The sequence below is a fragment of the Hymenobacter sp. NBH84 genome, from assembly GCF_014217645.1.
GTDB lineage: Bacteria > Bacteroidota > Bacteroidia > Cytophagales > Hymenobacteraceae > Hymenobacter > Hymenobacter profundi.
This window is the reverse complement of record NZ_CP043644.1, coordinates 2763824-2785756: the sequence shown is the minus strand read 5'-3', so window position 1 is coordinate 2785756 and position 21933 is coordinate 2763824. Positions and strand designations below refer to the sequence as shown.

The window sequence follows — 21933 nt, the reverse complement described above, 5'->3', positions numbered from 1 at the left end:
TTCACTACGTAGTGGTTATGAAAGCTGCCCGCCGTTGGCCGATTTATCTGTTGATCCTATTTTTTACCCTTGTGCTCGGGTTAAGTTCCCGCGTGTTTTCTTCCTCGCTACCAACATGGATAGCGGCCTATGCGGGCGACACGCTATGGGCGCTACTGGTTTTCTGGCTGGTAGGACTACTCCGGCCTAACTGGCCCAGTGAGCGAGTGGCTGCCGTAGTGTTAGGGTTTGCATTCGGCATCGAAATCAGTCAGCTCTATCAGGCACCTTGGTTAAACGCTGTTCGGGCTACTACGCTGGGCAGTCTGGTGCTAGGCCACAGCTTCTTGTGGAGCGATTTGGTGTGTTATAGTGTGGGTATATTGGTAGGCTACCTGTTGGAAAGAAGAGAATTGTTATCTGCCAAAAGCTAAACAAAGCAGGTAGTGGATGGCGCGGGGCTGTGCACCGTGCCGACTATGCGCAGGCTTCTAGCCTGCCCGTCAGAACAATTTACTAAGCTAATCCCAACGGCGCGGACGACAGCAGGCCAGAGGCCTGCCCATAGTCGGCACGGGGCACAACCCCGCGCTATCCGCACTATCACAGCAGCTTATCAGCCGTGATGGGCAACTCCCGCACGCGCGTGCCGGTTGCGTGAAATACGGCATTGGCTATGGCGGCGGTAAAGCCTACCAAGCCGATTTCGCCCATGCCTTTGGCGCCGATGGGCGTCAGGTAGGGGTCGGGTTGGTTGAGCAGGATAACGTCGATATCCGGGATGTCGGCGTTGGTGGGCACGTGGTACTCGGCCAGGTTATGGTTCACAAAGCGACCTATTCGGTGGTCGAGCACAGCCTCTTCCAGCAGCGCCAGCCCAATGCCCCACACCACGGCACCGTAGGCCTGACTGAGGGCCGTGCGGTGGTTGAGCACCCGCCCCGTATCCAGCGCCGACACCACCCGCACTACCCGCACTTCGCCGGTGTGTGGGTGCACATGCACCTCCACAAAATGCGCCGCGAAGGACTTGCCGGAGTGGGTCGGCTGCTTGGGCTTCGATTCCAAAGTAGCCTCAATGGCTGGCAAATGGCTTCGCTGCAACAACTCAGGGTAGGAAATACAAACGGTCGGATCATGCACATGACGGATGCAACCCTCCGCAAACACCAACTCGGCTGGCGTGAGCTGTTGGAAGGTAGGGTCGGGAAGTTGCATGAGTAACCCTTGTAACTGTAGCTTCAGGGCCGTGCACACCTCATGCACCGCCGAGCCCACCGACACCGCCGTGAGCGAGCCAAACTGCCCCGGCGCATTGGGAAAAGCCGCGTCGCCCAGCTCAAACCGAATGTGCTCCGGGGCTAGGCCCAAGGCTTCAGCGGCAATCTGTGTCATAATAGTTGCCGTGCCGGGGCCTACGTCGGCGGTGCCGCTTTGTATTAGCAAGGAGCCATCGGCACTGAGGCGGGCGTGAGCCGATGCAGCCGCCCGCGAAGCGTGGTAGATGCCCATGCTCATGCCCCAGCCCACCAGCCATTCGCCCTGGCGCATGCTGCGTGGCTCCGGGTTGCGCTGCTCCCATCCAAACCGCTCGGCACCCTGCTGATAGCAAGCGCGCAGGCCATTGCTCGACCACGGCTTGTCTTTTTCGGGGTCGGTTTCGGCGAAGTTGTGCAGGCGCAGGGCCAGCGGGTCCATGCCCAACTTGTAGGCCAGCTCGTCCATGGCCGATTCCAGGGCGAAGGAGCCGCTGGTTTCGCCGGGGCCGCGGGTCCAGCAGGGCGTGCTCATATCTAGCGGCACTACTCGGTAGGTGGCATCCAAGTTGGGACAGCGGTAAGCGGCTTTGGTGGGGTGCACCATGCGCTCGGCAAATGTTTCGTAGCGTGACGTCATGCCGTGGCCTTCGTGGGTGATGCCTACCAGCGTGCCGTCGGGTAGGGCGCCCAGCCCTACCTTCTGTACCGACTCTGGCCGGTAGCCTACCATGTTGAACTCCTGGTTCCGGGCCAGCATCACCTTCACCGGACGATCAATCAATAGGGCACCCAGAATGGCGGCTACCTCATGCGGCCAGATCCGCGACGACCCTCCAAACGCCCCGCCTACAAACGGTGAGTGTACATGCACTTTCTCGATGGGCAGCTGAAACATGCGCATCAGATCCTTCTGCGCCAGCTTGGCGCCCTGGGTTTTGTTGTACACAGTCAGCTCATCGCCCCGCCACACGGCAATGGCCGCGTGCGTTTCCATGGGGTTGTGCACCTGAATGGGCGTTTGGTACGTCTGCTCCACCTGCACGGGCGCGGTGCGGTAGGCATGGCGTTGGCCGCGGATGTAGTCGGGTTCCTGCTCGGGCGTGATACCGTGGGGTAGGTGCTCCGTCAGGTCGGTTTCGGCAGGTTCGGTGGCGTAAGTCACGCGCACTAGTGCGGCGGCGCACTGCGCCTGTTCCAGCGTATCGGCCATGACCAAGGCCACGGGCTGGTTGCTGAACTGAATCTGGTCATTGTAAAACACCCGTACCTCCTGGCCTTCCACCCGCGGGTTGTGATTGTGCTCTTTGCTGAGGTAGCCCGGCACGGTGGGCGCGTTCTGGTGCGTCATGATGGCCCGCACGCCCGGTACCCGAGCCGCTTGCCGGGTATCGATTTCCTGAATGCGACCCTTGGCAATGGCGCTAGTGACCAGCACGCCGTGCAGGCAATCGGGCACTATATGCTCGGCGGCGTAGCGGGCGGCTCCGGTTACTTTCAGGCGGGCGTCCACGCGGCGGTGGGGTAGACCCAGGTAGGTGGGGGAAAGTTGCGCTTCCATACTCAACAGACAAGTGCCCGATTACTAGCCGCAGCTACTGCTGCCGAAGGTGGGCACCGTTGCCCTGTGTACGGCAGGGCACTCAGCACGTTGAACAGGATTTCGGGCTTTCCCGCTCTATTTCAACCATTAGCACCTTCTCCTGTTATCAGACTACCCCGCTCCGCGGCGGGCACACGTTCCATCCTTTCCACCTACTACCTTTCTCATGGCAAACGACACCACTTCCCCGGCTACCTTCTCGCTGGCCGGCGACAAAACCATTAACCGCATGGGCTACGGCGCCATGCGCATCACCGGCGAAGGCATCTGGGGCCCACCTAAGGACCACGACGAAGCTATCCGCGTTCTGAAAAAGGCCGTGGAGCTGGGTGTCAACTTCATCGACACGGCCGACAGTTACGGCCCCAACGTATCGGAGGAGCTGATTGCCGAGGCCCTGTATCCCTACCCCGCCGACCTGGTGATTGCTACCAAAGGCGGCCTGTTGCGCACTGGCCCTAACCAGTGGCCCGTAAATGCCCACCCCGACCACCTGCGCGAGGCATTGGAAGGCAGCCTGAAGCGCCTGCGCCTGGAGCAGATTGAGCTGTACCAGCTGCACCGCGTCGATTCGGAGGTACCCTTTGAAGATACGCTGGCCTTCCTGAAAAAAGCGCAGGAAGACGGCCTGATCAAGCACATCGGCCTCTCGGAGGTGACGGTAGAGCAGATCAAGCAGGCCCAGGATGTGGTTAAGATCGTATCAGTACAAAATATGTACAGTGTCGACAACCGCAAGTGGGAGAAGGAACTGGAGTACTGCCAGGAGCAGAACATTGCCTTCATTCCGTGGTACCCCCTGAACGGCGGTAACATGGAGGTGATGGACAAGCTTACCAGCATCGGCAAGCAGTATGACGCTACCCCACAACAAGTGGCCCTAAGCTGGCTGCTCCACCGCGCCCCTAACATCCTCCTAATTCCGGGCACCTCCAAAGTGAATCACTTGGAAGAAAACGTGAAAGCCGCCGATATCAAGTTGTCGGAAGCAGATATGCAGGAATTGAATAAGCTAGGCACGGCTGAGTAAGCGGCTGAGGTAGATTCAAAACAACCCCGCCTGTCATCCTGAGCTTGCGAAGGACTTTCTCACGTGAGAACGATTGTCGAAACAACGACTTGTTCAAGCGTGAGAAGGTCCTTCGCAAGCTCAGGATGACAGGCGGGGTTTTATGTGCTGTGCTTTAAATCAACCTCGACGGCTACTCCACCACCAGCTTCTGCACCACCGTGCGGCCGTCGGAGGTGTCGAGGCGGAGCGTGTAGAGGCCGGCGGCTTGCCCACGCAGGTCAATGGTGCGCGGGGCGGCGGTGGGGGTGCCCGCGGCGGCCGTACGTACCACACGGCCGGTTATATCCAGCACCGAATAAGGCGCAGCCCGGAGCGCCGGCTCATCAGCTTGCAGCGCAAACACACCGCTGGCGCTGGGGTTGGGGTACACGTTCAGGCTGCGCGTGTCTAGGGCCGTGCGGTTGGAGGTGGCCACGCCTACCATAGCTATGTTGTCGATGAGTAAGGTAGTGCCCGCCGTGAGCGACGAGGTGGGAGGAACGGTCGTGATGGAAACGTTACTGCCCGATGCAAAGCCAATGTGAATGGAGTCGGGCGCAGCAGATGAAGTGTACACCAGCGGCACCGTAGCCAGCGTGTAGTTGTCGGCGATGGTAGTAAATATTAGTCGGCCAGTGGCAATAGGTTCCTGCCTTCCATTCACGGTGCGGGTAAGCTGCACTTCGGCGGCAGGCCTGTCGTTCGCAACGTTGGTGCCCGCGAGCTTGTAGTAGAACTGCATGCTGGCCGACCGGGTCGTGAAGGGCAGGCCGCCCGGATACATAGAATTGGCGTTGAGTTTGTTGCCGAGAGCCAGTATGCCCGGCGCGACGATGTTACCTAGCACAGGAACGTTCACCGTCTTCGACTCTAGTCTGGCCGCAAAAGTACCCTGCTGGAAATCGGTGCTTTTCGTGACAGTACCGGTTTTAACGGATATGAGGGCCCCAAGGGGCGAGGCCGCAACAGCATCATCGGTATTCAGCCAGTTGGTGGGCGCTTCCACGTCGTTGCGCGTAGCCCAGGTATCGAGGTTACCGTTGGGAATAGTCTGGGCCGATGCTTGCCCAAGGGTAAGGCCGAGCGCAAGCGGCAAGAAGGGTAGGAATGTTTTCATAAAAAGGTGTTAGGGTAGGGAGTGAGTAGGCAGAAAGATAGTTCGTCAAATATAGCTAAACATACTATATATAAAAGTAATATATAGTGTTTAATTGCTGCAAATGAACGAATTACGTCTTCTGTAGGCGCTGACGCAAGAACCCCGCGGCGTATAGCCCACCCAGCAACAACCCCGTTAGCAAACCACCCGCGTGGGCCGCGTGGTCGATGTGGGCGTCGGTGCTGCCGGCCACGCTACTCACCAGAAAATAGAGCAGAAAGAACAGCATGGTGAGTCGCTCGCGGCGCTCCAGCGGCAACGCCTGCGTGAGCAGCAGCGCCAACTGCACCCCATACAGCCCAAATATCGACCCCGACGCCCCCACCGAATTGACGCCGCCGGTGTGCCACGCCAGGCTAGCCAGGCTGCCGCCTACCCCGCATACCAGATAGGCCAGCAGCAGCCGACGGCCGCCCAGCAGCGGCTCGGCCAGCGTGCCCAGCAATAGCAAGGAGCTGGCATTGAGCAGTAAATGGCCGGGGCCGCTGTGTACGAAACAACTGGTGAGCAGCCGCCACGGCTGCCCCGGTAGCGTGAGCGGCGAGTAATTGCTACCCCAGGCCACCAATGCCGCCCCGCTCGGATGCACCGCCGACACACCGGCTAGCACCATCAGCAGAAAGACCAGCAAATTCAAATCAAGCAGTAACGGCGTGGCCCAGTGGCTGCGCGTGGGCCAGAATACGGCCCGTAGCAGCCGCAGCGCTACCGGCGCTTCGGGTAAGGCAGGGGGTAGGGATGGGCGGCGCCGCGCCGATGTTGGCGTTTCGGTTGGTACCAGGCCACGGCGTTGCAGCTCCTGGGTGGCGGCGTGCACCAGGGCGGCGGGGTAGCGCTCGGGGTGCTGGGCCAGGTAAAACAGCTCCGCCTCGGAAGTCGCCGCCAGCGGGGTAGGAGAATCAGCAGGCGGCGTATCAGACATGAGAAAGCGCTAAGGGTGAGGAGCATGGGTGAAAATGAGCACCGCGCCATCGTGGGCGCGGGGACCGTAAGCCTGCGTGGCTACCCGCGGCCGCAACACCAGCACCGAGTCAATTTCCGTGGACGACAGCTCGGCTACCGGCGCGGGTAGCCCGTCGGAGAGTGGGTCGCTGGCGAGTGGCCTGTTGTGTAACAGATAAAGCGGATTGGTGTTGGGATAGCGCGTAGGCACGGTCTGGCTGCGCACTACATCGGGGGAGGAGCGCAGTGGCAGTAGGGGCAGTTGTTTGGGGAGGCGAGAGGCCAGCACCTGGTAGCGCACGGCGTAGGCGGCGGTATCGCCTTGCTGAATTTCGCGGGTAATGAGAGAATCGCCCCCATTGAAACCATACGTCAGCAAACCAAGCACTGCATTGCGGCGCTTGTGCCCCAGCAGCATGGCTTCCAGCCGTTGCTGCATCACGGGCCGAAGCTTCAAGTCGTACTCAGCCGCGTGCGTCAGGCGGCCCCACTGCTCCTGAATCAGATTAATCTTGCCCAGCAGGGTAGGATCGGGGGTAGGGCGCTGACTGGTGCGGGTGAGCAGCCAGGCCGTTTGGTACTCGGCCGTCCAATAGCGCGCTACCATCTGTTGGTAGTTGTTGCGGGCGATGGAGTCGCGCCACTCGGCGGCGGGCACCGTGGCAGCGGCTTTCCGCACCCGTTCCTGCGCCAGCGACTCGAAGTTGGGCATCATGTCGTCGTCGGTAGCGGGCTGCTCTACCACGCTGGCAGGCAGCGATATGGGTCGCTCCGTCGAAAGGGTAGGGTCGGCGGCATCGGCATCGGTAGACTGTAGCGCCCACGCGCCAAGCAGCACAACCGCTACTAGCCCGCCACCAAGTAGCAGCCCACGAGCCGAGTTTGAGCGCTCCGGCTCCGGGGCGTACTCCAAAAGCGACGCCGAGGTGGCGCCCTCAGCTATTTCCGGTAAGGCCAGGCCGCGTCGCCGCAATTCTTGCTGGGCCGTACGCACAATATCGGGATGGTAAAGGGCGGGATGGCTGGCGAGAAAGCGCAGAGCGTCGTCGGTTTTCTCGGTAAAGGAATCGGAGCCGGTAGACATAAAACCAGAATAGCGAAACGTAAAAGGCTAGAAGAAAAGAAAGCTTAGGAAAAGGCGCAAGAAAAACCATGCCTCAACCGCCCGGCCCGCCACCCGTATAGCTAAGTGCAGGCAGCTGCGGTCGCCTGCACTTCTTTCCACTCAGACTTTCCTACCCTTATGGCTCAGCATCCCACGCCCCCGCTCGACGAAGAAACCGAAGACGCCCTCCGCGCCCGCGAATTTCAGCCCGATAGCCGCATGGCGGCCGGCAACAGCAGCGAGGCCCTCACCGGCAACAACGGCGACGACAACTCCGGCAGCGGCGGCACCGAAGGTGGCCACGAAATAACTGGTAAAAAGGTAGCCACCAGCACCGAGTACGACAAGCCCGGCAACGCCGACGAAGGCGATGTAGGCGGCAGCACCACTAGCAGCGGTTCTGCTTCCGGCAGCGCCGGCACCGGTATCGGGCAAGTCAACCTGTAATTCCCACTCATTCTTTCACCCTTTCCACCCCACCCCATGAGCGACAACCAAAATAACCAGCCCGATAATCAGAAGCCCAACGATGGCACCCGTGCCGAGCGCCCGGAAAACGAGCGTGGCGTAGGCTCGCAACAGCAGGGCAACGCGCCCCAGACTTCGCCGGCTTCGGATAGCAGCGGCAACCACGGTGGTAACCGTGGCGGCGACCAACACGCCGATACCAGCGGTGCCAAAGGCAGCAGCGGCGCCGGCGCCCAACTCAGCGCTGACCAAAAAAACCAAGGTGGCGGCTCTGATGCTGAAGAAGCTGATCAAACCCAGAACACTACTGACTACAAGTCGGACTACGGTACTGGCAATGCCGCCCCTAGCCCCGCCAACGACGGTGGCACCATCGACGACGAAAACAACAGCTAACTCACTCTCCCTATGAATACTCCATCCATTCCTTCCGAACAAGACGAAGAAAAAGGCCGCATCGATTCTTCAAACGCCAAAAACGCTGATGCGACTATTGCGGACGGTTCCGGCGACGGTGCCCAACAAAACATGAACTCCTCTGAGCTCGCCAAAAACAGCCCCGAAGCGGCAACCGAAAGCACCCAGGAAAACATGGGCGACGGCAGCGGTATCCGCGGCGACTACGGCGACAGCAGCCAGACCAACGGCAAAGAAGGCTAAAACTGAGTGGCGTTCGAGTGCATACGCTCGAATAGATAGCTCTACAAAACAGCGCGCATCCAGCGCGGAAGTGTATCTTCCGGCTCGATGCGCGCCGTTTTTTTATACCTGCTTTGTACACTGCTGACGGGTAGGGTAGCCTTTGCGCAGCCCGGTAACCCCCTGCGCCACCTATTGCGGGCCGATACGGTGCGGTTTGGCCGCATACTGCGCAACCCGGCCGCCTACCGGGTGCAGGTGCTCTACACGCAGATTCGGCGCGATGCGCATGGACGGCCGCACTTCCGCAGCTACGGCTACCGCGTGCGGCCGCGGGAATACTTTTATCCGGCCAGCACTGTGAAGCTGCCGGTGGTAGCTGTGGCACTGGAGAAAATCAACGGTATCAACCACATACAGAAAGAGCAATTGTCCTATCCGCTCACCCGCGAATCACCCTTACAGATTGATTCTGCTTTTGCGGGGCAAACGCGGGTAGTAGCCGACAGTAGCGCCCGTAACGGTCAGCCTACCCTGGGTAATTACATGCGTAAGGTTCTGTTGGTGAGTGATAACGAGGCATACAATCGGTTATATGAATTCGTAGGGCAGGGAGAGGTAATCCGAGCCTTGCGCAACCACGGGTTGCGCCATACGCGCATCATTAGCCGGCTGGCGGTAGGCGACCAGGAGCCTGGTTCGCGGCACACCAACCCGTTCACGTTTTTCACCGATAGCACCCGGCGCCAAGTGCTGTACCACCAGCCGTCTTCCTACCATTCGGGCGCGTTGCCCCCGCTGCGGGCCACGCGCCTACACGTGGGTCACGCCTGGCAGGATGGCAACCAGCGCATCAACCAGCCCTTCGACTTTACCAACAAAAACTTTTTCCCCCTGCGCGAGCAGCAGCAGGTGCTGCGCGCCTTGCTGTTTCCGGAGGCCGTGCCCCGCCGCCAGCGCTTCAATGGGCTGCGCGCCGCCGACTACCAGTTTCTGCGGCGCTACCTGTCGCTGCTGCCCCGGCAGAGTCGGTACCCTGCCTACGACTCTCTGGCCTACCCCGACAACTACGCAAAATTCCTGCTGGCTGGTGGCCCACCCGCTGCACTGCCGGCGGGCGTGCGCATCTACAACAAAACAGGACAGGCGTACGGCTTTCTGATCGACAACGCCTATATCACCGATGAAGCGCACGGCGTGGAATTCCTGCTCAGCGCCGTCATCTACGTCAACGCCGACGGCGTGCTCAACGACGACCACTACGACTACGATACCATCGGCTTTCCTTTTCTGCGCGACCTGGGTAGGGCAGTGTACGAGTGGGAAGTACGGCGGAAGCAACCAGCACGCCCGTATCTGCGCCGTCGCTTTTCTTACGAAAGCCCTTCCTACGGTTCTGCGCCGCCTGAAAACACTTGTTGAAGCTGTTTAGGAAATAGGCTAGGCCGTCATGCTTCGACAGACTCAGCATGACGGCCTAGCCTATTTCCTAAACAGCTTCATTGCCTCCAGTGCCACAACCACAAAAGGAAGCGCTGTCACGCTTCCTATAAAAACAGCTTGATGCCGCCGTTGGCTACTAGCCCTTCCAGCGGTGCCCACACCTCCCGGAAAGACGGCTGGTTGACGGGCGGTAGCACAACGGACTCGTAGCGATTCTGCCGAATGTTAAGCAGGTTTTCAAAGTTGAGGAACACGCTGAAATGCTTCCAGCGCCGCTCGCCCATGGCGCCCAGCAACCAGTAGGAAGGCGACTCCTCGCCCGTCGACAGCGGCTTGCGGCCGATGTAGTAGGCTTCCAGCCCTACCCTGAACTTACCTTCCTGTTCGTACACGCCCACCAAGTTCACGCGGTGCTTGGCCGTTAGCGGAACGGCGCTGTTGCGATTAGCGCCGCTGTACTTGCGGCGGGTGTCTACCAGGCTATACCCGGCGTAGAGCTGGAAATCCTCGTAGCCGATGCGGACGTTAGTTTCCAGCCCCCGGCTGCTAATCGGGCCGTCAGCGTTGGCAAACTGATAGGTAGCCGTGCCCGCTCCCGGCGTGATAATAGCCGGAATATCAAGCACTAGCGCGTGGTTGAGCTGGGTGTAAAAGAACAGTTGATTAACGGACACATCCAGCACTTCAAACAGAGTAGTGTGGTAGTTTACATCGAAGTTGCCGCCGCGGGACGTTTCGGCCTGGGCGGCGTTTTGGTTGATGGGCAGCACGTTGCGGAAGCCCACGCTTTCGGCATCTTCAGTGAACAGGGTAGGGGCTTTATAACCCAATCCGCCGCCGAGGCGAGAAGTCAGGTGCTCCGACAACCGGAACAGCGCCGACACCCGAGGTAGGGCAAAGAAGCCGAAGCGGTTGTGGTAGTCGCCACGCAGGCCGGTTTCCAGCGTCAGCCAGGGCCGCACGCGGTAGTTGTTTTGCAGAAAGGCGCCTACCGTGGTGTACTGATAGTTGCGCCCCAGCGCGGCCCCGCGCTCTGTGAATTGCTCCGTCCAGAGGTTGCCGCCGCCAATCCACTCGGCCCGCTCGCCGGTGTGCGTGTAGCTGGCTTCGCTGAAACTGGCCACCTGCTGCCCGGCAAAGCGGTACCCCGGCTGCGTGATGGTGCGGTTGAAGTAGCTCACGCTGTTTTTCACCGTGAGTATGGAGCGGGCAAAACGCTTGTCGAATTGCAACTGCGACGAAGCCCGGTCGGAGCGGTTGCGCTCGAAGTAACGGTGTTGGCTGTCGGCGTCGCCGTCCAGCACCTGCATGTCGCCGCCGATGCGGTTTTCCCAGTTGCCCATCGCGCCTACCGTTAGGGTAGCCGTGGGCGTGAGGTAGAAATACAGCCGCGGGTTGAACGTGTACCGCTCGTAGTGCGGAATGGCCGAAAAGCCGGTGTTGCCGGGGTCGTATTCCTTCTGCGTGTTGCGGGCGGCAAACAGCGTGACGCCTACCTTCTGGCCTTTCTGCGCCCAGAAGCCACTGAGGTCGAGGCCGCCGGCAGTAGTGCCGTTGGCCATAAAGCTCAACTCCCGCTCGGCAGTAGGGCGCTTGGTAACTAGGTTGACCAGCCCCGCAATGGCCCCGCCGCCATAAAGTGTAGACGCCGAGCCTTTGATCACCTCAATCTGGCGCAGGTTCAAGGGCGGAATTTGCAAAATGCTCAAGCCCGCTGCAAAGCCCGTATACAGCGGAAAGCCATCCTGCAACAGCTGCGTATAGCGCCCATCCAGCCCCTGAATGCGAATGGTAGCGCTGGCCGATACAGCCGAGGTCTGCTGCACCTGAATGCCGGTGCTTTCGTTGAGCTGCATGCGAATATCGCCGGGCCGCATGTTGGCTTTTTCTTCCAGCTCCTCGCCCGTAATGGCCTCGATGCGGGTAGGGATATCGTCGATGCTACGGTTGCTACGGGTGGAGGTCACCACCACTTCTTCCAGCACCTCGCCTTCTACGGCTACCAGTTGCACCACCAGCGAGTCGCCGGGCAGGGGGAGGGTCAGGCTATCGGTTTGGGGTTGGTAGCCAATGGAAGAGTAGGTAAGCGCGTAGCGGCCCGGCGCCGGCACGGGTAGGGCCAGTCGTCCGTCCGTATTGGTTGCGGCGCCGATGTTGCCCGGTAGGAGTCGGGCTGTGGCCCCGATGAGCGGTTTGCCGGTTTCGGCATCCCGGATAGAAACCCGGAGGGTGTCTTGCCCCCAGGCGATGGGCACAGTGAAGAGTGTCAGCCCCAGCGACACAAAGAAAAATTTCATGAAAATGAGTGAATAGCGTAGCCAATAGCCACCCAAACCGCCAAAAAGGCCGGGTAGCAACCATCGGAAAAACTACGCTACGCGGGGCGGCTGCCAGATGCGCCCTGGCACCTCCAGCGCGTGCGGCGCTTGGTAAGTAGACCGCACCGCTTCAGCAAGCGGAGAGGGTAGGGGGCGTGCGGCCACAGGCGGTACAAGCTGCGGCACCGTGAAGCCGGGGCACGCCGTGCACAGACAAAACGGCGAGCAACTCTCCGTGTGCGTGTGGTCGTCGTGGTCGGGGGCAGAAGACTGGGCGGTGGTGGTTGACTCGTCTTGGCAGACATCCCCACAGGGTAGGCCAGCCAGCACCAACACGTACATCGCCAGGAAAAAGGCCCACAGCTTCATGCAGCAAAGGTAGTCGTTAGGTAGGTTAGTTATGTCAGAAGCTGCCAGCACGATGTAGAGACGCATATTTGCGTCTCGTCGTTGCTGCTATTGAAGCTGTTTAGAAAGTTAAAAGATTAACTATTGAACGCCAGATTAAGCATGACCGCCTGACGACTCTCCAAACAGCTTCATTGGTTATCCAACAACGAGATTATCGGCACGATGTCGTTGCTGCTATCGATTGTTCGACGATAAGACGCAAGTATGCGTCTCTACACTGGGTTGTTACCTGTTATAAGCAGCTTCTTATGGTCAACCTGCGTCCCTCAGCAGCTTGCAGCCACATAACCCCAAACCCCACAGCCGGCTTTCGTGTTGACCGGTATCTTTAAGGCCAAGTTCCTGATTCCTCTCTATGCTTCTATCCCGATTTCGCGCCGCGCTGCTTGCAGTTCTTCTTGCTTCTGGTGCAGCGCCTAGTGCGAAAGCCCAAGCTCCCAAAACCTGGTCTTCCTCAGAAATCCTGCTGGGTCTGAAAAAGCTGAACGTCCTCGGCTCGGCCATGTACATCGCCGCCCACCCCGACGACGAAAACACGCGCTTCCTAGCCTACCTCGCCAACGGCCGCCTGCTGGAAACCAGCTACCTCAGCTGCACCCGAGGCGACGGCGGCCAGGACCTCATCGGCCCCGAAATCCGGGAGCAGCTGGGCCTGATTCGCACGCAGGAGCTGCTGGCCGCCCGCCGCATCGACGGGGCGCACCAGTTTTTCACCCGCGCCAATGATTTCGGCTTCTCCAAAACCTCACAGGAAACCTTCACCATCTGGGACAAGGAGCAGGTATTGGCCGATATGGTGTGGGTGATTCGGCAGCGCCGGCCCGACGTGCTGTTCACCCGCTTCCCCCCCGACGCCCGCGCCGGCCACGGCCACCACCAGGCCAGTGCCATCCTGGCCGCCGAAGCCTTCGACGCGGCCGGGGACCCCAAACGCTTCCCCGAGCAGCTGAAATACGTGCAGCCCTGGCAGCCCAAGCGCCTGCTCTGGAATACCGGCAGCTACTTCACGCGCCCCGGCGAAGACCTGAGCGGCTATCTGAAAGTGGATGCCGGCGGCTATAATGCCTTGCTGGGTAGGAGCTACGGCGAAATTGCCGCCGAAAGCCGCTCCCAACACCGTAGCCAGGGCTTTGGCTCGGCCGCTCAGCGGGGAGAGGCGCTGGAATATCTGCAACCTGTAAAAGGCGACAAGGCCAAAACCGACCCCTTTGAGGGCATCGACCAGACCTGGAACCGCGTGCCTGGTGGTGCGGCGGTAGGAAAGCTGGTAGAGAAGGTGATTAAGGAGTATGATGCGTCAAATCCAGCGGCTAGTGTGGCGGGGTTGCTGAAGGTGCGCAATGAACTGCAACGTTTACCTAACGCAACATTCTGGCGAGAGGATAAGTCGGCGGAATTAGAAAAATTAATTCAAGCTAGTTTAGGGCTTTACCTAGAGGCTGCCGTCGCACAGCCGCAAGTAGCATCGGGAGAAGCCATTCCCATTAATATTACTGTATTAAACCGCCGGCCCATCGGTAATTCGAAAGGAACGCTTGTAGTGTTGAAGTCTATTAAGACAACACCGGCTGTTAAAGTGGATACCGCCGCTGATCGTGCTCTAGCACGTGAGCAGCCTTTGCTAATACAATATAATGTGCAGCTCCCCGCATCAGCACCATTGACCCAACCTTACTGGCTGCGCGAACCAGCATCAATAGGTATGTATACTGTGTCGGAGCAGAAGCTGCGTGGTCAGCCGGAAAATTCCCCAGCTGCCTCCGTTAAAATAAAAGTTGGGGTGAATGCCATCGAGGGAATACGATTCGTTAGTGACACAATTAGCTTTACCATTCCCGTTCAATACAAACACACCGACCCCGTCCTGGGCGAGCGGTACCAGCCGCTAGCCGTAGTGCCGCCCGTGGCAGTGAACATTGCTGGTAAGGCCTACGTCTTCGCTGATAATCAGCCCAAAACAGTGCCCGTAACGCTCGTTGCCGGTAAAGACAACGTGCGTGGTAACCTTACGCTGCAAGTACCCGCCGGCTGGCAGGTGGAGCCGGCCAGCGTGCCCTTCGAGCTGAAAGCAAAAGGCGCTGAGCAGTTGGTACAGTTTCAGGTGAAGCCCACCAGTAGCACGAACAGCGAAGGTCAGCTGCGCGCCGCAGCTACCGTAGACGGCCAAGCCTACACCCGCGGCTTGCAGACGATTGCCTACCCGCACATCCCTACCCAAACGCTGTTCCCCGAAGCAGTAGCCCCGCTGGTGCGCGTCGACTTGGCCAAGAAGGGCAACAACATCGGCTACATCATGGGCGCCGGCGACGAGGTGCCCGAGGCGCTGCGGCAGATTGGCTACACTGTTTCCCTACTCAACGCCGATGAGGTGACGCCCGAAACCCTGCGCCGCTTCGATGCGGTGCTGCTGGGCGTGCGCGCCTACAACACCGTGGAGCGCCTGCGCGTGGCCCAGCCTACGCTGCTCGACTACGTGAAAAATGGCGGCAACCTCATCGTGCAGTACGTAGTGAGCCGCGGCGTGCTGCTGCCCGAAATCGGCCCCTACCCCCTCACACTCTCCAATGACCGCGTGACGGTAGAAAACGCACCCGTCAAGTTTCTCAACCCCAAAGCGCCCATCCTCAACACGCCCAACAAAATCACCGCGAAAGATTTTGAAGGCTGGGTGCAGGAGCAGGGCCTCTACTACCCCAGCAAGTGGGATAGTCATTACCAAACCGTCATCAGCAGCCACGACCCCGGCGAGACGGACAAGGAAAGCGCCATCCTCGTCGCCGACTACGGCAAGGGCCACTACATCTACACTGGCCTCTCGCTGTTCCGCGAGCTGCCCGCCGGCGTGCCCGGCGCCTACCGCATTCTGGCCAACATGATTTCGTTGGGGAAGTAGGGTAGGAGGAAGAGAACGAAACTCCCCTCCTCAGATGAGGAGGGGACATTTTCGCAAAGCGAAAATTGGGGTGGTTGACGTCGTTGCTGATGTTGTTTGAGCTGCGCCATTTGTCATCCTGAGCCGTTCGTCATCCTGAGCTTGCGAAGGATCTTCTCACGCTAGAACGATTGACGTAACAACGACTCGTCCCAACGTGAGAAGGTCCTTCGCAAGCTCAGGATGACAGGCACTTTTCACATGGATACCCGTTACTTTGCCAGAATGCGTGAGGAAATGACAAAAACAGAACAAGAAACCACCAACTGGCGGGCGTGGTACTGGCTGGTACTAGGCGCCCTGGCGGTCGAAATCGGCTTTTTCGCCTACTTAACTAACCTCTTCGCTTGAGTCTGCTCGATTGGTTGGTGCTAGGTGGCACCTTGCTATTTATTGTGGGCTACGGCACCTGGCGCACGCGCACGGCCGGCCGCACCCTCGACGGCTATTTGCTGGGCGGGCGACAGGCCAGTTGGTGGGGTATCGGGCTGAGTATCATTGCCACGCAGGCTTCGGCCATTACGTTTCTTAGCACGCCCGGCCAGGCCTACGCCGATGGCATGCGCTTCATTCAGTTCTACTTTGGGCTGCCGGTAGCCATGGTGCTCATCGCCATTTTCGCGGTGCCCATCTTCCACCGGTTGCAGGTGTTCACGGCCTACGAGTACCTGGAAGGCCGCTTCGACAGGCGCACACGCACCTTGGCCGCAGTGCTGTTTCTGGTGCAGCGTGGTCTCAGCAACGGCCTTTCGCTCTACGCGCCCGCGCTGGTGCTATCGGCAGTGCTGGGCTGGGATATCTCTTTGACGGTGTGGATGATTGGCGGCATGATGATTCTCTACACCGTAACGGGTGGTAGCCGGGCGGTGGCCGTCACGCAGCAGTTTCAGGTGGGCGTTATCTTCACGGGCATGGTGGTGGCGGGCTACCTATTGGTGCACTACTTGCCAGCGGAGGTAGGGTTTTCGGAAGCCATGCAGCTGGCCGGCCACCAGGGCAAGCTGAACCTGGTTGATTTTAGCTTCGACTTCAAAGACCGCTATAATTTCTGGTCGGGTATGACGGGCGGTTTGTTTCTGGCCCTGTCCTACTTCGGCACCGACCAAAGCCAGGTGCAGCGCTACCTGGCCGGCCGCAGCCAGCGCGAAAGCCGCCTGGGCCTGCTCCTCAACGGCCTCGTGAAAGTGCCCATGCAGTTTGGCATCCTGCTGATCGGCGTGCTATTGTTTGTGTTCTACCAGTTCAACCCGGCGCCGCTCACCTTCAACCGCCCCGTGCTGGATGAGGCTGCCCGTAACCCTACCTACGCGCCCGCCCTGCGCCAGCTGCAAACCGAGCGCACCCAACTGGCCACGGCCCGGCGCAAGGCTTCCCAGCAACTCGTGCGCGCCTACGCCACTCGCAACCCCGAGCAAATAGCCGCTGCCGAAACCCACCGCCAGGCCGTAGATGCCGCTGTGCAGGGGCTACAGAGCCGCACCCAAACCCTACTGAAACAAGCGGCACCCGCTGCCAAAGCGCAGGAAGCAGACTTCGTATTTATCACCTTCGTGCTGAACTACTTGCCGCACGGGCTGGTGGGTTTGTTGCTGGCCGTGGTGCTATCGGCGGCTATGGGTTCGGCGGCGGGTGGCCTTAATGCGCTGGCGTCTACCACCGTGGTAGACCTCTACCGCCCCGCCTACCCCGGCGCCAATGAGGTACGGTGTGTGCGTGTATCGCGCTGGGCTACAGTGGCGTGGGGCGTGTTGGGCATCGGCTTCGCCCTATTCGCCGCCCGCCTCGAAAACCTGATTCAAGCCGTGAATATCCTGGGCTCTCTGTTCTATGGCGCGATGCTGGGGCTATTTATGGTCGCATTTTTTCTGCCGAAGATTCAGGCAAAGGCGGCCTTCTGGGCTACAGTGGTAGGCCAGATAGCCGTGCTGGTGCTGTTCAATACCACCGATATCGGGTATCTGTGGTTTAACATAATTGGGTGCGGGTTGGTGGTGCTGGTAGCCTTGGTAGTGCAACGGATGGCCTCACCTCCCGTTCCTCTCTCCCACGGGTAGGAGGAGCTAGACATGAGCCGTTAAACGCAGCCACCTCAGCTAATGCGTCGCTAATTGCCAGGTAATCAAAATAAAATAGAAGCCAACTGCGCGAGCGGTTGGCTTCTATTTGAATGTTTCCAGTGGCAGTCACGACGAAACAAGCCGAAGCAACTGGGTTGAATGATCTACGTCTGACTTCCTCTCTCCTTAGGGAGGGAGCCGCGGAGTGAGGACCTACTTTTTCGCCTCAGCAATCAGGGCGTCGTTCATTTTTACGTATTCCGTGTTTTTAGCTTCGGCAGCCAACTTTTTCGACTGCTCGGCGGAGGCGAGGGCAGCTTTCTTATCCTTCATCTTTAGCTCCAGCTTGGCTTGCGTGTGCAGGTTCCAGAACTTGGGGTCGGTGGCGTTAGCCTTCTTTAGCCATGTGAGAGCCTGCTTGTTGTCCTTGTTGTTGTCGATGTAGTAAACAGCAGCAGCGGCGAGGTCACCGGCCGAGGGGGTAGCGTTGTTGATGACCTTGTCATTGATCTGAGCCATCACCTTGGTATCCACATCAGTCTTGATGCCGAACTTCACGCCTACCGATTCCCACTGCATATCCACGTTGGCAGTGGCAGGCGTCAGGTCCACGAAGTTCATTGTGAAGGTTTCCTGCTTAGTACCAAGGCGGTAGGGCTTCACCATAAACTTGGCCACATCGTCCTCATCCTTGAAGCCGGCCACATCGGCACCACGCTTGATGTCCTTGCTCAGTACAATGGTCCAGGAGTCTTTACCAGGCACCGAGTAAATGCCGTATTCGCCAGCGGCCACCTTTTTGCCTTCCACAGTCACATCGTCCGAAAACTTAATTTTAGTGGTGGCATTAGCGCCCGTGCGCCAGCGCTGACCGTAGGGTAGCAGCGTACCGTAGATGGAACGGCCTTTCACGCCGGGGCGCGAGTAAGTGATGGTAACATCCGTAAGGCCTACGCGCTGGGTAATGGTGCTAGTAGGGCTAGCAGCAGGTGTGCTAATCTGGGCTTGAGCAGCAGCGCTCAGCAGTAAACCCGTGGCAAAAAACGTGGCGCCCGCCACGCGGGTAGCTTTTGAAAGAGTAGTGGCAATCATAGAGAAATGAAAAGCAAATTGGAATGGGGCAAAAGTAGCGAAAACGAGCGCATCCGGCTGCGTGGTAGCAGAATAAGTAGAAACACAGTATGTTGTGTTTCTTCGTTTCTGACGTTGGGTAACCAGACTACTATTGGTCGTTCAACAACGCGACATAAACTGTTGTGTCTCCACGCTGCGTTAGGTCAGTTGCCGCAAGGATATACTGTGCTGCACCAATAGCGCTTCCACAGCTGCTGGGGTAGCGGGTGCTATCAGGCAGCGCAGATCGAGGTAGTAGCAGGCGGCTTGGGTAGGATAGAGCAAGAGCCAATCGGGACCTACCCGCACGGCGCGGCGTATAGCATTCCAGGGCGTCCGAAACTCGCCGACCGCGCTATTGCCTTGCAAGGCTTCATCGGTGAGCGTAAAGTCTGCTGGTTGTTGCAGCACCGGGTTTTGCGCGTAACCGCGCCGTAGTTGTCGGCGCACCAACGCGGCCCGCAGCAGCCCATACGCCACGCCCACTACCAATAGAGCCGGCGTCGACCAGGTGGTGATGTGGCCCCGCGTGTTCATTAGCTCCATCACTAAACTTGCTGTCAGCAACGCCAGCCCTACCCCCAGAATCCAGTGGTTGCGCCGGGTAGCAGGCGCTGCTCGCCACAGCCGAAAGTTCACCGCCACAAACTCATCGGCCGACATAGTGACGTGGGAGAACTGGATGGGTGGCATGAGGGCAGGGTAGGGAGAGAGCGGCAAGATAGAGCGTCACTCCGAACTGGTTGAGGAGTCTCGCGTGCTGACGAAAGGTACTAACTCACATGAGCGCACGAGATTCTTACTGATAGTCGGAATCACGAACCACTACTAGCACGCGAGATTTCTCACTGCGTTCGAAATGACGTTTCAGATTAAATGAGCTAGCTCAATTCAAACTGCAATTTCAACAAGTTAGCATACAGGCCATTATCATAATGTGCCAGCTCCTCGTGCGTGCCTTGTTCTACAATCTGGCCGCCATCAATTACCAGGATTTTGTCGGCTTTGCGGATGGTGGAGAGGCGGTGGGCGATGATGATGCTGGTGCGGCCTACCATCAGCTCGTCCATGGCGCTTTGCACTAGCTTCTCGCTTTCGGAGTCGAGGGCGGAAGTGGCTTCGTCTAGGATGAGGATAGCCGGGTTTTTCAGGATGGCGCGGGCAATAGCAATGCGCTGACGCTGCCCGCCCGAGAGCTTGATGCCCCGCTCGCCTACTAATGTATCCAGCCCCTCCGGGAACGACTCGATGAACATCCACGCATTGGCCTGCTTGGCCGCCCGGATGATTTCGGCGTCGGTAGCCGAGGTGTCGCCGTAGGCAATGTTTTCGCGGATGGTACCGCCGAACAGGATGGTTTCCTGGGGCACAATGCCAATGTGGCGGCGCAGCTCCGTGAGGTCGAGTAGGGCAGCATCGCGGCCATCAATCAGGATTTTGCCGCCGCTCAGCTCGTAAAACTGCATCAGCAACTGCACAATGGTGCTCTTGCCGGCGCCCGAGGGGCCTACCAGCGCCACTTTCTCGCCGGCCTGAATGTCGAAACTGATATCCTTGAGTACGGCCAGGTCGGGGCGGGTAGGGTAGCGAAAGGCCACGTGCTGGTACTCGATGTCGCCGCGAATCTGGAGGGGCGTGGCACCGGGGAGGTGGGTAGGCTCAGCGGGCTCGTCCAGGATTTCGAGGATGCGCTCCGAGGAGCCCAGCGTGCTTTGCACCTTGCCGTACAGCTCGCCCAGCCCGGCCACCGAAGCACCGATGAAGATGGTATAGAGGGCAAACTGCGTGAGGTCGCCAATGGTCATCTGGCCCGATTGCACCAGCGTGGCCGCGCGCCATAGCACTAGCACAATACCACCAAACAGCCCCACAATAACAAATGACACAAACCCGCCGCGGTAGAGGTTGCTCTGTAAAGCGGCCTTCACCGTGCGCGTAAGCGAGCTGGTATAACGGCCGGTTTCAAACTGTTCGTTGGTGAAGGCCTTCACCGTGTTGATGCCTTGCAAGGTTTCTTCCACAATCACGTTGGTTTTGGCCAACTCGTCCTGCGTCACCTTAGCCAACACCCGAATTTTGCGCCCGAACACCATCGCCAGCACCACAATGGGCGGAAACGTGAGCAGCATAAACATCGACAGCTTCACCGACACCACCATGATAAACACGATGCCCGCCAGCAGCGTCGTCACTTGCCGAAACAACTCGGCCAGCGTCAGCGAAAATGAATCCTGAATCACGCTCACATCGGAAGTGATGCGCGAGGTGATGGCGCCTACCCGGTTGCGCTCGAAATAGGGGATGGGTAGGGTTACGAACTTCTGGTAGAGCGCCTGTCGGATGTCGCGCACGGTGAACTCGCTCACCTGCGTGAAAAACCAAATGCGCCCAAACGAGAACATGCCCTGCAACAGAATCAGCGCCGCAAAGCCCAGGGCAATCTGGTTGATGGAAACCACGGTGCCGTTGGGGAGAGTCACCGGGTGGCCGCTGGCGGTATCGGCTAGCTTGCCGATAATCCAGGGGAAAGCCATGGTGGTGGCACTGGACAGCGTGAGCAGCACCAGACCAATGATGAACTTGGTGCGGTAGGGCAACGTGAAACGGAAAATGCGCAGCCCCTGCCGAAAGCTCTCCTTATTCAGTTTCACCTTCGGCGCATCGCTGCCGACGTCGTTGCCGCTGGTATTCAATCCACTTCGAGCCATTGTGTATGTATTACTATCCGAGAGCCAAAGAAAAGTGTTGTCGTGCGTGCTGCACCTCCTGTCATCCTGAGCTTGCGAAGGACCTTATGCCAGTTGAACGAGTCGTTGGTACGATGGTCGTTCTACCGTGAGAAGGTCCTTCGCTGCGCTCAGGATGACAGAAGGCATAGCATTACAGGTAGTTTTCTTTAGCGTTAATCATCTTAATTGCTTATTCAAATTTCGTTTTGCCCTGCTCTACCTTCAGGTTCTTGGAGTTGCCGAAGGGCACAGGCACACGCACCAACACTGCTACCGGCTGGCCCTTGCGAGTGGCCGGCTGCCAGGCGGGCATAAGGGCCAACACGCGCAGGGCCTCGGCGTCGCAGGCGGGCGAGAGACTTTGCACCACGGTTGGGTTTTGCAGCTTGCCATCGGCCGCCACAGTGGCCTGTACCACCACATCGCCCGCCACGTTGCTGACGCGTGCCGCCTCCGGATACTTGACCTGTTGCTGAAAAAAAGCACTTAGGGCCTCGGTGCCGCCCGGAAACTGTGGGGCCACATCGGGGCGGTTAGCGGCGGGGGCGCGCTGAGCCTGCATCCGACCAGCGCGCAACTCAGTGGGCTGTTTGGGCGACGGGGTAGGGGTTTGGGCCTGCGCCATAATACCCGCAAGAAACAGCAGGCAGATGAAGAACAGATGTTTCATAGCGGAGGGGTAGTCCAAAATATAGCTTCAGACCAGCGCACAAAGGTACGCTACCCCT

General features: G+C 59.1%; 19 protein-coding genes. 9 read left to right on the top strand and 10 right to left on the bottom strand.

All coding sequences use genetic code 11. The features are described from left to right. The first annotated feature begins 92 nt into the window (after positions 1-92). Positions 93-413: a DUF2809 domain-containing protein gene (locus F1C16_RS11640; RefSeq protein ID WP_258048885.1), complete on the top strand. Its 321-nt coding sequence runs from the start codon at positions 93-95 to the stop codon at positions 411-413. Between the two features lie 169 nt (positions 414-582). Here the strand turns inward: F1C16_RS11640 and F1C16_RS11635 are convergent, their stop codons facing one another. Then, positions 583-2796: a xanthine dehydrogenase family protein molybdopterin-binding subunit gene (locus F1C16_RS11635; protein WP_185280820.1), complete on the bottom strand. Its 2214-nt coding sequence runs from the start codon at positions 2794-2796 to the stop codon at positions 583-585. A 208-nt stretch (positions 2797-3004) separates the two neighbouring features. On the opposite strand from F1C16_RS11635, the gene F1C16_RS11630 reads away from it, so the two are divergent. Next, positions 3005-3868, top strand: coding sequence for an aldo/keto reductase (locus F1C16_RS11630; protein WP_185280819.1), 864 nt, complete (start codon positions 3005-3007; stop codon positions 3866-3868). A gap of 172 nt (positions 3869-4040) precedes the next feature. On the opposite strand, the gene F1C16_RS11625 is transcribed toward F1C16_RS11630, so the two are convergent. The 3 genes from F1C16_RS11625 to F1C16_RS11615 all read right to left on the bottom strand — a co-directional run bounded on the left by F1C16_RS11625 (position 4041) and on the right by F1C16_RS11615 (position 7074). Beyond that, complete coding sequence (locus tag F1C16_RS11625) at positions 4041-5006, bottom strand: T9SS type A sorting domain-containing protein (RefSeq protein WP_185280818.1); 966 nt, start codon at positions 5004-5006, stop codon at positions 4041-4043. Positions 5007-5118: 112 nt separating this feature from the next. Then, a complete protein-coding gene (locus F1C16_RS11620) occupies positions 5119-5970 on the bottom strand; it encodes a rhomboid family intramembrane serine protease (protein WP_185280817.1) in 852 nt (283 codons plus the stop codon). 9 nt (positions 5971-5979) lie between these two features. Continuing rightward, a complete protein-coding gene (locus F1C16_RS11615; protein WP_185280816.1) occupies positions 5980-7074 on the bottom strand; it encodes a hypothetical protein in 1095 nt (364 codons plus the stop codon). A gap of 159 nt (positions 7075-7233) precedes the next feature. Here F1C16_RS11615 and F1C16_RS11610 point away from each other — a divergent pair, with 159 nt between their 5' ends. The 4 genes from F1C16_RS11610 (at position 7234) to F1C16_RS11595 (ending at position 9624) form a co-directional block, all read left to right on the top strand. Continuing rightward, the gene (locus F1C16_RS11610; protein WP_185280815.1) at positions 7234-7542 is read left to right on the top strand and encodes a hypothetical protein; all 309 of its coding nucleotides are present in this window, start codon (positions 7234-7236) and stop codon (positions 7540-7542) included. Between the two features lie 36 nt (positions 7543-7578). Beyond that, entirely contained in the window at positions 7579-7959 is a 381-nt protein-coding gene (locus F1C16_RS11605) for a hypothetical protein (RefSeq protein WP_185280814.1), read from the top strand. Between the two features lie 12 nt (positions 7960-7971). Continuing rightward, the gene (locus F1C16_RS11600) at positions 7972-8223 is read left to right on the top strand and encodes a hypothetical protein (RefSeq protein ID WP_185280813.1); all 252 of its coding nucleotides are present in this window, start codon (positions 7972-7974) and stop codon (positions 8221-8223) included. 87 nt (positions 8224-8310) lie between these two features. Then, complete coding sequence (locus F1C16_RS11595) at positions 8311-9624, top strand: serine hydrolase (protein WP_185280812.1); 1314 nt, start codon at positions 8311-8313, stop codon at positions 9622-9624. Positions 9625-9749: 125 nt separating this feature from the next. Here the strand turns inward: F1C16_RS11595 and F1C16_RS11590 are convergent, their stop codons facing one another. Both F1C16_RS11590 and F1C16_RS11585 read right to left on the bottom strand, forming a co-directional pair. Then, complete coding sequence (locus tag F1C16_RS11590; RefSeq protein WP_185280811.1) at positions 9750-11942, bottom strand: TonB-dependent receptor domain-containing protein; 2193 nt, start codon at positions 11940-11942, stop codon at positions 9750-9752. A gap of 72 nt (positions 11943-12014) precedes the next feature. Continuing rightward, on the bottom strand, positions 12015-12398 hold the full coding sequence (locus tag F1C16_RS11585; RefSeq protein WP_185280810.1) for a DUF6660 family protein: 384 nt from the start codon (positions 12396-12398) through the stop codon (positions 12015-12017). Between the two features lie 331 nt (positions 12399-12729). Here F1C16_RS11585 and F1C16_RS11580 point away from each other — a divergent pair, with 331 nt between their 5' ends. The 3 genes from F1C16_RS11580 (at position 12730) to F1C16_RS11570 (ending at position 17360) form a co-directional block, all read left to right on the top strand. Further along, positions 12730-15267, top strand: a complete 2538-nt coding sequence (locus F1C16_RS11580) for a PIG-L family deacetylase (RefSeq protein ID WP_185280809.1) — start codon at positions 12730-12732, stop codon at positions 15265-15267. Between the two features lie 240 nt (positions 15268-15507). Further along, on the top strand, positions 15508-15657 hold the full coding sequence (locus F1C16_RS11575) for a hypothetical protein (RefSeq protein ID WP_185280808.1): 150 nt from the start codon (positions 15508-15510) through the stop codon (positions 15655-15657). Then, positions 15654-17360 (top strand): sodium:solute symporter, encoded by a 1707-nt coding sequence (locus F1C16_RS11570; protein WP_185280807.1) that lies wholly within the window; start codon positions 15654-15656, stop codon positions 17358-17360. The genes F1C16_RS11575 and F1C16_RS11570 overlap by 4 nt, the downstream gene beginning before the upstream one ends. Positions 17361-17576: 216 nt before the next feature. On the opposite strand, the gene F1C16_RS11565 is transcribed toward F1C16_RS11570, so the two are convergent. From F1C16_RS11565 to F1C16_RS11550, 4 genes are all read right to left on the bottom strand, one after another. Then, the gene (locus F1C16_RS11565) at positions 17577-18455 is read right to left on the bottom strand and encodes a DUF2911 domain-containing protein (RefSeq protein ID WP_185280806.1); all 879 of its coding nucleotides are present in this window, start codon (positions 18453-18455) and stop codon (positions 17577-17579) included. Positions 18456-18635: 180 nt separating this feature from the next. After that, positions 18636-19169: a hypothetical protein gene (locus F1C16_RS11560; protein ID WP_185280805.1), complete on the bottom strand. Its 534-nt coding sequence runs from the start codon at positions 19167-19169 to the stop codon at positions 18636-18638. Positions 19170-19357: 188 nt separating this feature from the next. Beyond that, positions 19358-21184: an ABC transporter ATP-binding protein gene (locus tag F1C16_RS11555; protein WP_185280804.1), complete on the bottom strand. Its 1827-nt coding sequence runs from the start codon at positions 21182-21184 to the stop codon at positions 19358-19360. Positions 21185-21395: 211 nt separating this feature from the next. After that, on the bottom strand, positions 21396-21875 hold the full coding sequence (locus F1C16_RS11550; RefSeq protein ID WP_185280803.1) for an energy transducer TonB: 480 nt from the start codon (positions 21873-21875) through the stop codon (positions 21396-21398). Positions 21876-21933: the final 58 nt, after the last annotated feature.

Excerpts from the sequence above, each read along its gene's own strand:
- F1C16_RS11635 (WP_185280820.1), bottom strand. The coding sequence starts at position 2,796 with ATGGAAGCGCAACTTTCCCCCACCTACCTGGGTCTACCCCACCGCCGC.
- F1C16_RS11630 (WP_185280819.1), top strand. The coding sequence starts at position 3,005 with ATGGCAAACGACACCACTTCCCCGGCTACCTTCTCGCTGGCCGGCGAC.
- F1C16_RS11625 (WP_185280818.1), bottom strand. The coding sequence starts at position 5,006 with ATGAAAACATTCCTACCCTTCTTGCCGCTTGCGCTCGGCCTTACCCTT.
- F1C16_RS11620 (WP_185280817.1), bottom strand. The coding sequence starts at position 5,970 with ATGTCTGATACGCCGCCTGCTGATTCTCCTACCCCGCTGGCGGCGACT.
- F1C16_RS11615 (WP_185280816.1), bottom strand. The coding sequence starts at position 7,074 with ATGTCTACCGGCTCCGATTCCTTTACCGAGAAAACCGACGACGCTCTG.
- F1C16_RS11610 (WP_185280815.1), top strand. The coding sequence starts at position 7,234 with ATGGCTCAGCATCCCACGCCCCCGCTCGACGAAGAAACCGAAGACGCC.
- F1C16_RS11605 (WP_185280814.1), top strand. The coding sequence starts at position 7,579 with ATGAGCGACAACCAAAATAACCAGCCCGATAATCAGAAGCCCAACGAT.
- F1C16_RS11600 (WP_185280813.1), top strand. The coding sequence starts at position 7,972 with ATGAATACTCCATCCATTCCTTCCGAACAAGACGAAGAAAAAGGCCGC.
- F1C16_RS11595 (WP_185280812.1), top strand. The coding sequence starts at position 8,311 with ATGCGCGCCGTTTTTTTATACCTGCTTTGTACACTGCTGACGGGTAGG.
- F1C16_RS11590 (WP_185280811.1), bottom strand. The coding sequence starts at position 11,942 with ATGAAATTTTTCTTTGTGTCGCTGGGGCTGACACTCTTCACTGTGCCC.
- F1C16_RS11585 (WP_185280810.1), bottom strand. The coding sequence starts at position 12,398 with ATGCGTCTCTACATCGTGCTGGCAGCTTCTGACATAACTAACCTACCT.
- F1C16_RS11580 (WP_185280809.1), top strand. The coding sequence starts at position 12,730 with ATGCTTCTATCCCGATTTCGCGCCGCGCTGCTTGCAGTTCTTCTTGCT.
- F1C16_RS11575 (WP_185280808.1), top strand. The coding sequence starts at position 15,508 with ATGGATACCCGTTACTTTGCCAGAATGCGTGAGGAAATGACAAAAACA.
- F1C16_RS11565 (WP_185280806.1), bottom strand. The coding sequence starts at position 18,455 with ATGATTGCCACTACTCTTTCAAAAGCTACCCGCGTGGCGGGCGCCACG.
- F1C16_RS11560 (WP_185280805.1), bottom strand. The coding sequence starts at position 19,169 with ATGCCACCCATCCAGTTCTCCCACGTCACTATGTCGGCCGATGAGTTT.
- F1C16_RS11555 (WP_185280804.1), bottom strand. The coding sequence starts at position 21,184 with ATGGCTCGAAGTGGATTGAATACCAGCGGCAACGACGTCGGCAGCGAT.
- F1C16_RS11550 (WP_185280803.1), bottom strand. The coding sequence starts at position 21,875 with ATGAAACATCTGTTCTTCATCTGCCTGCTGTTTCTTGCGGGTATTATG.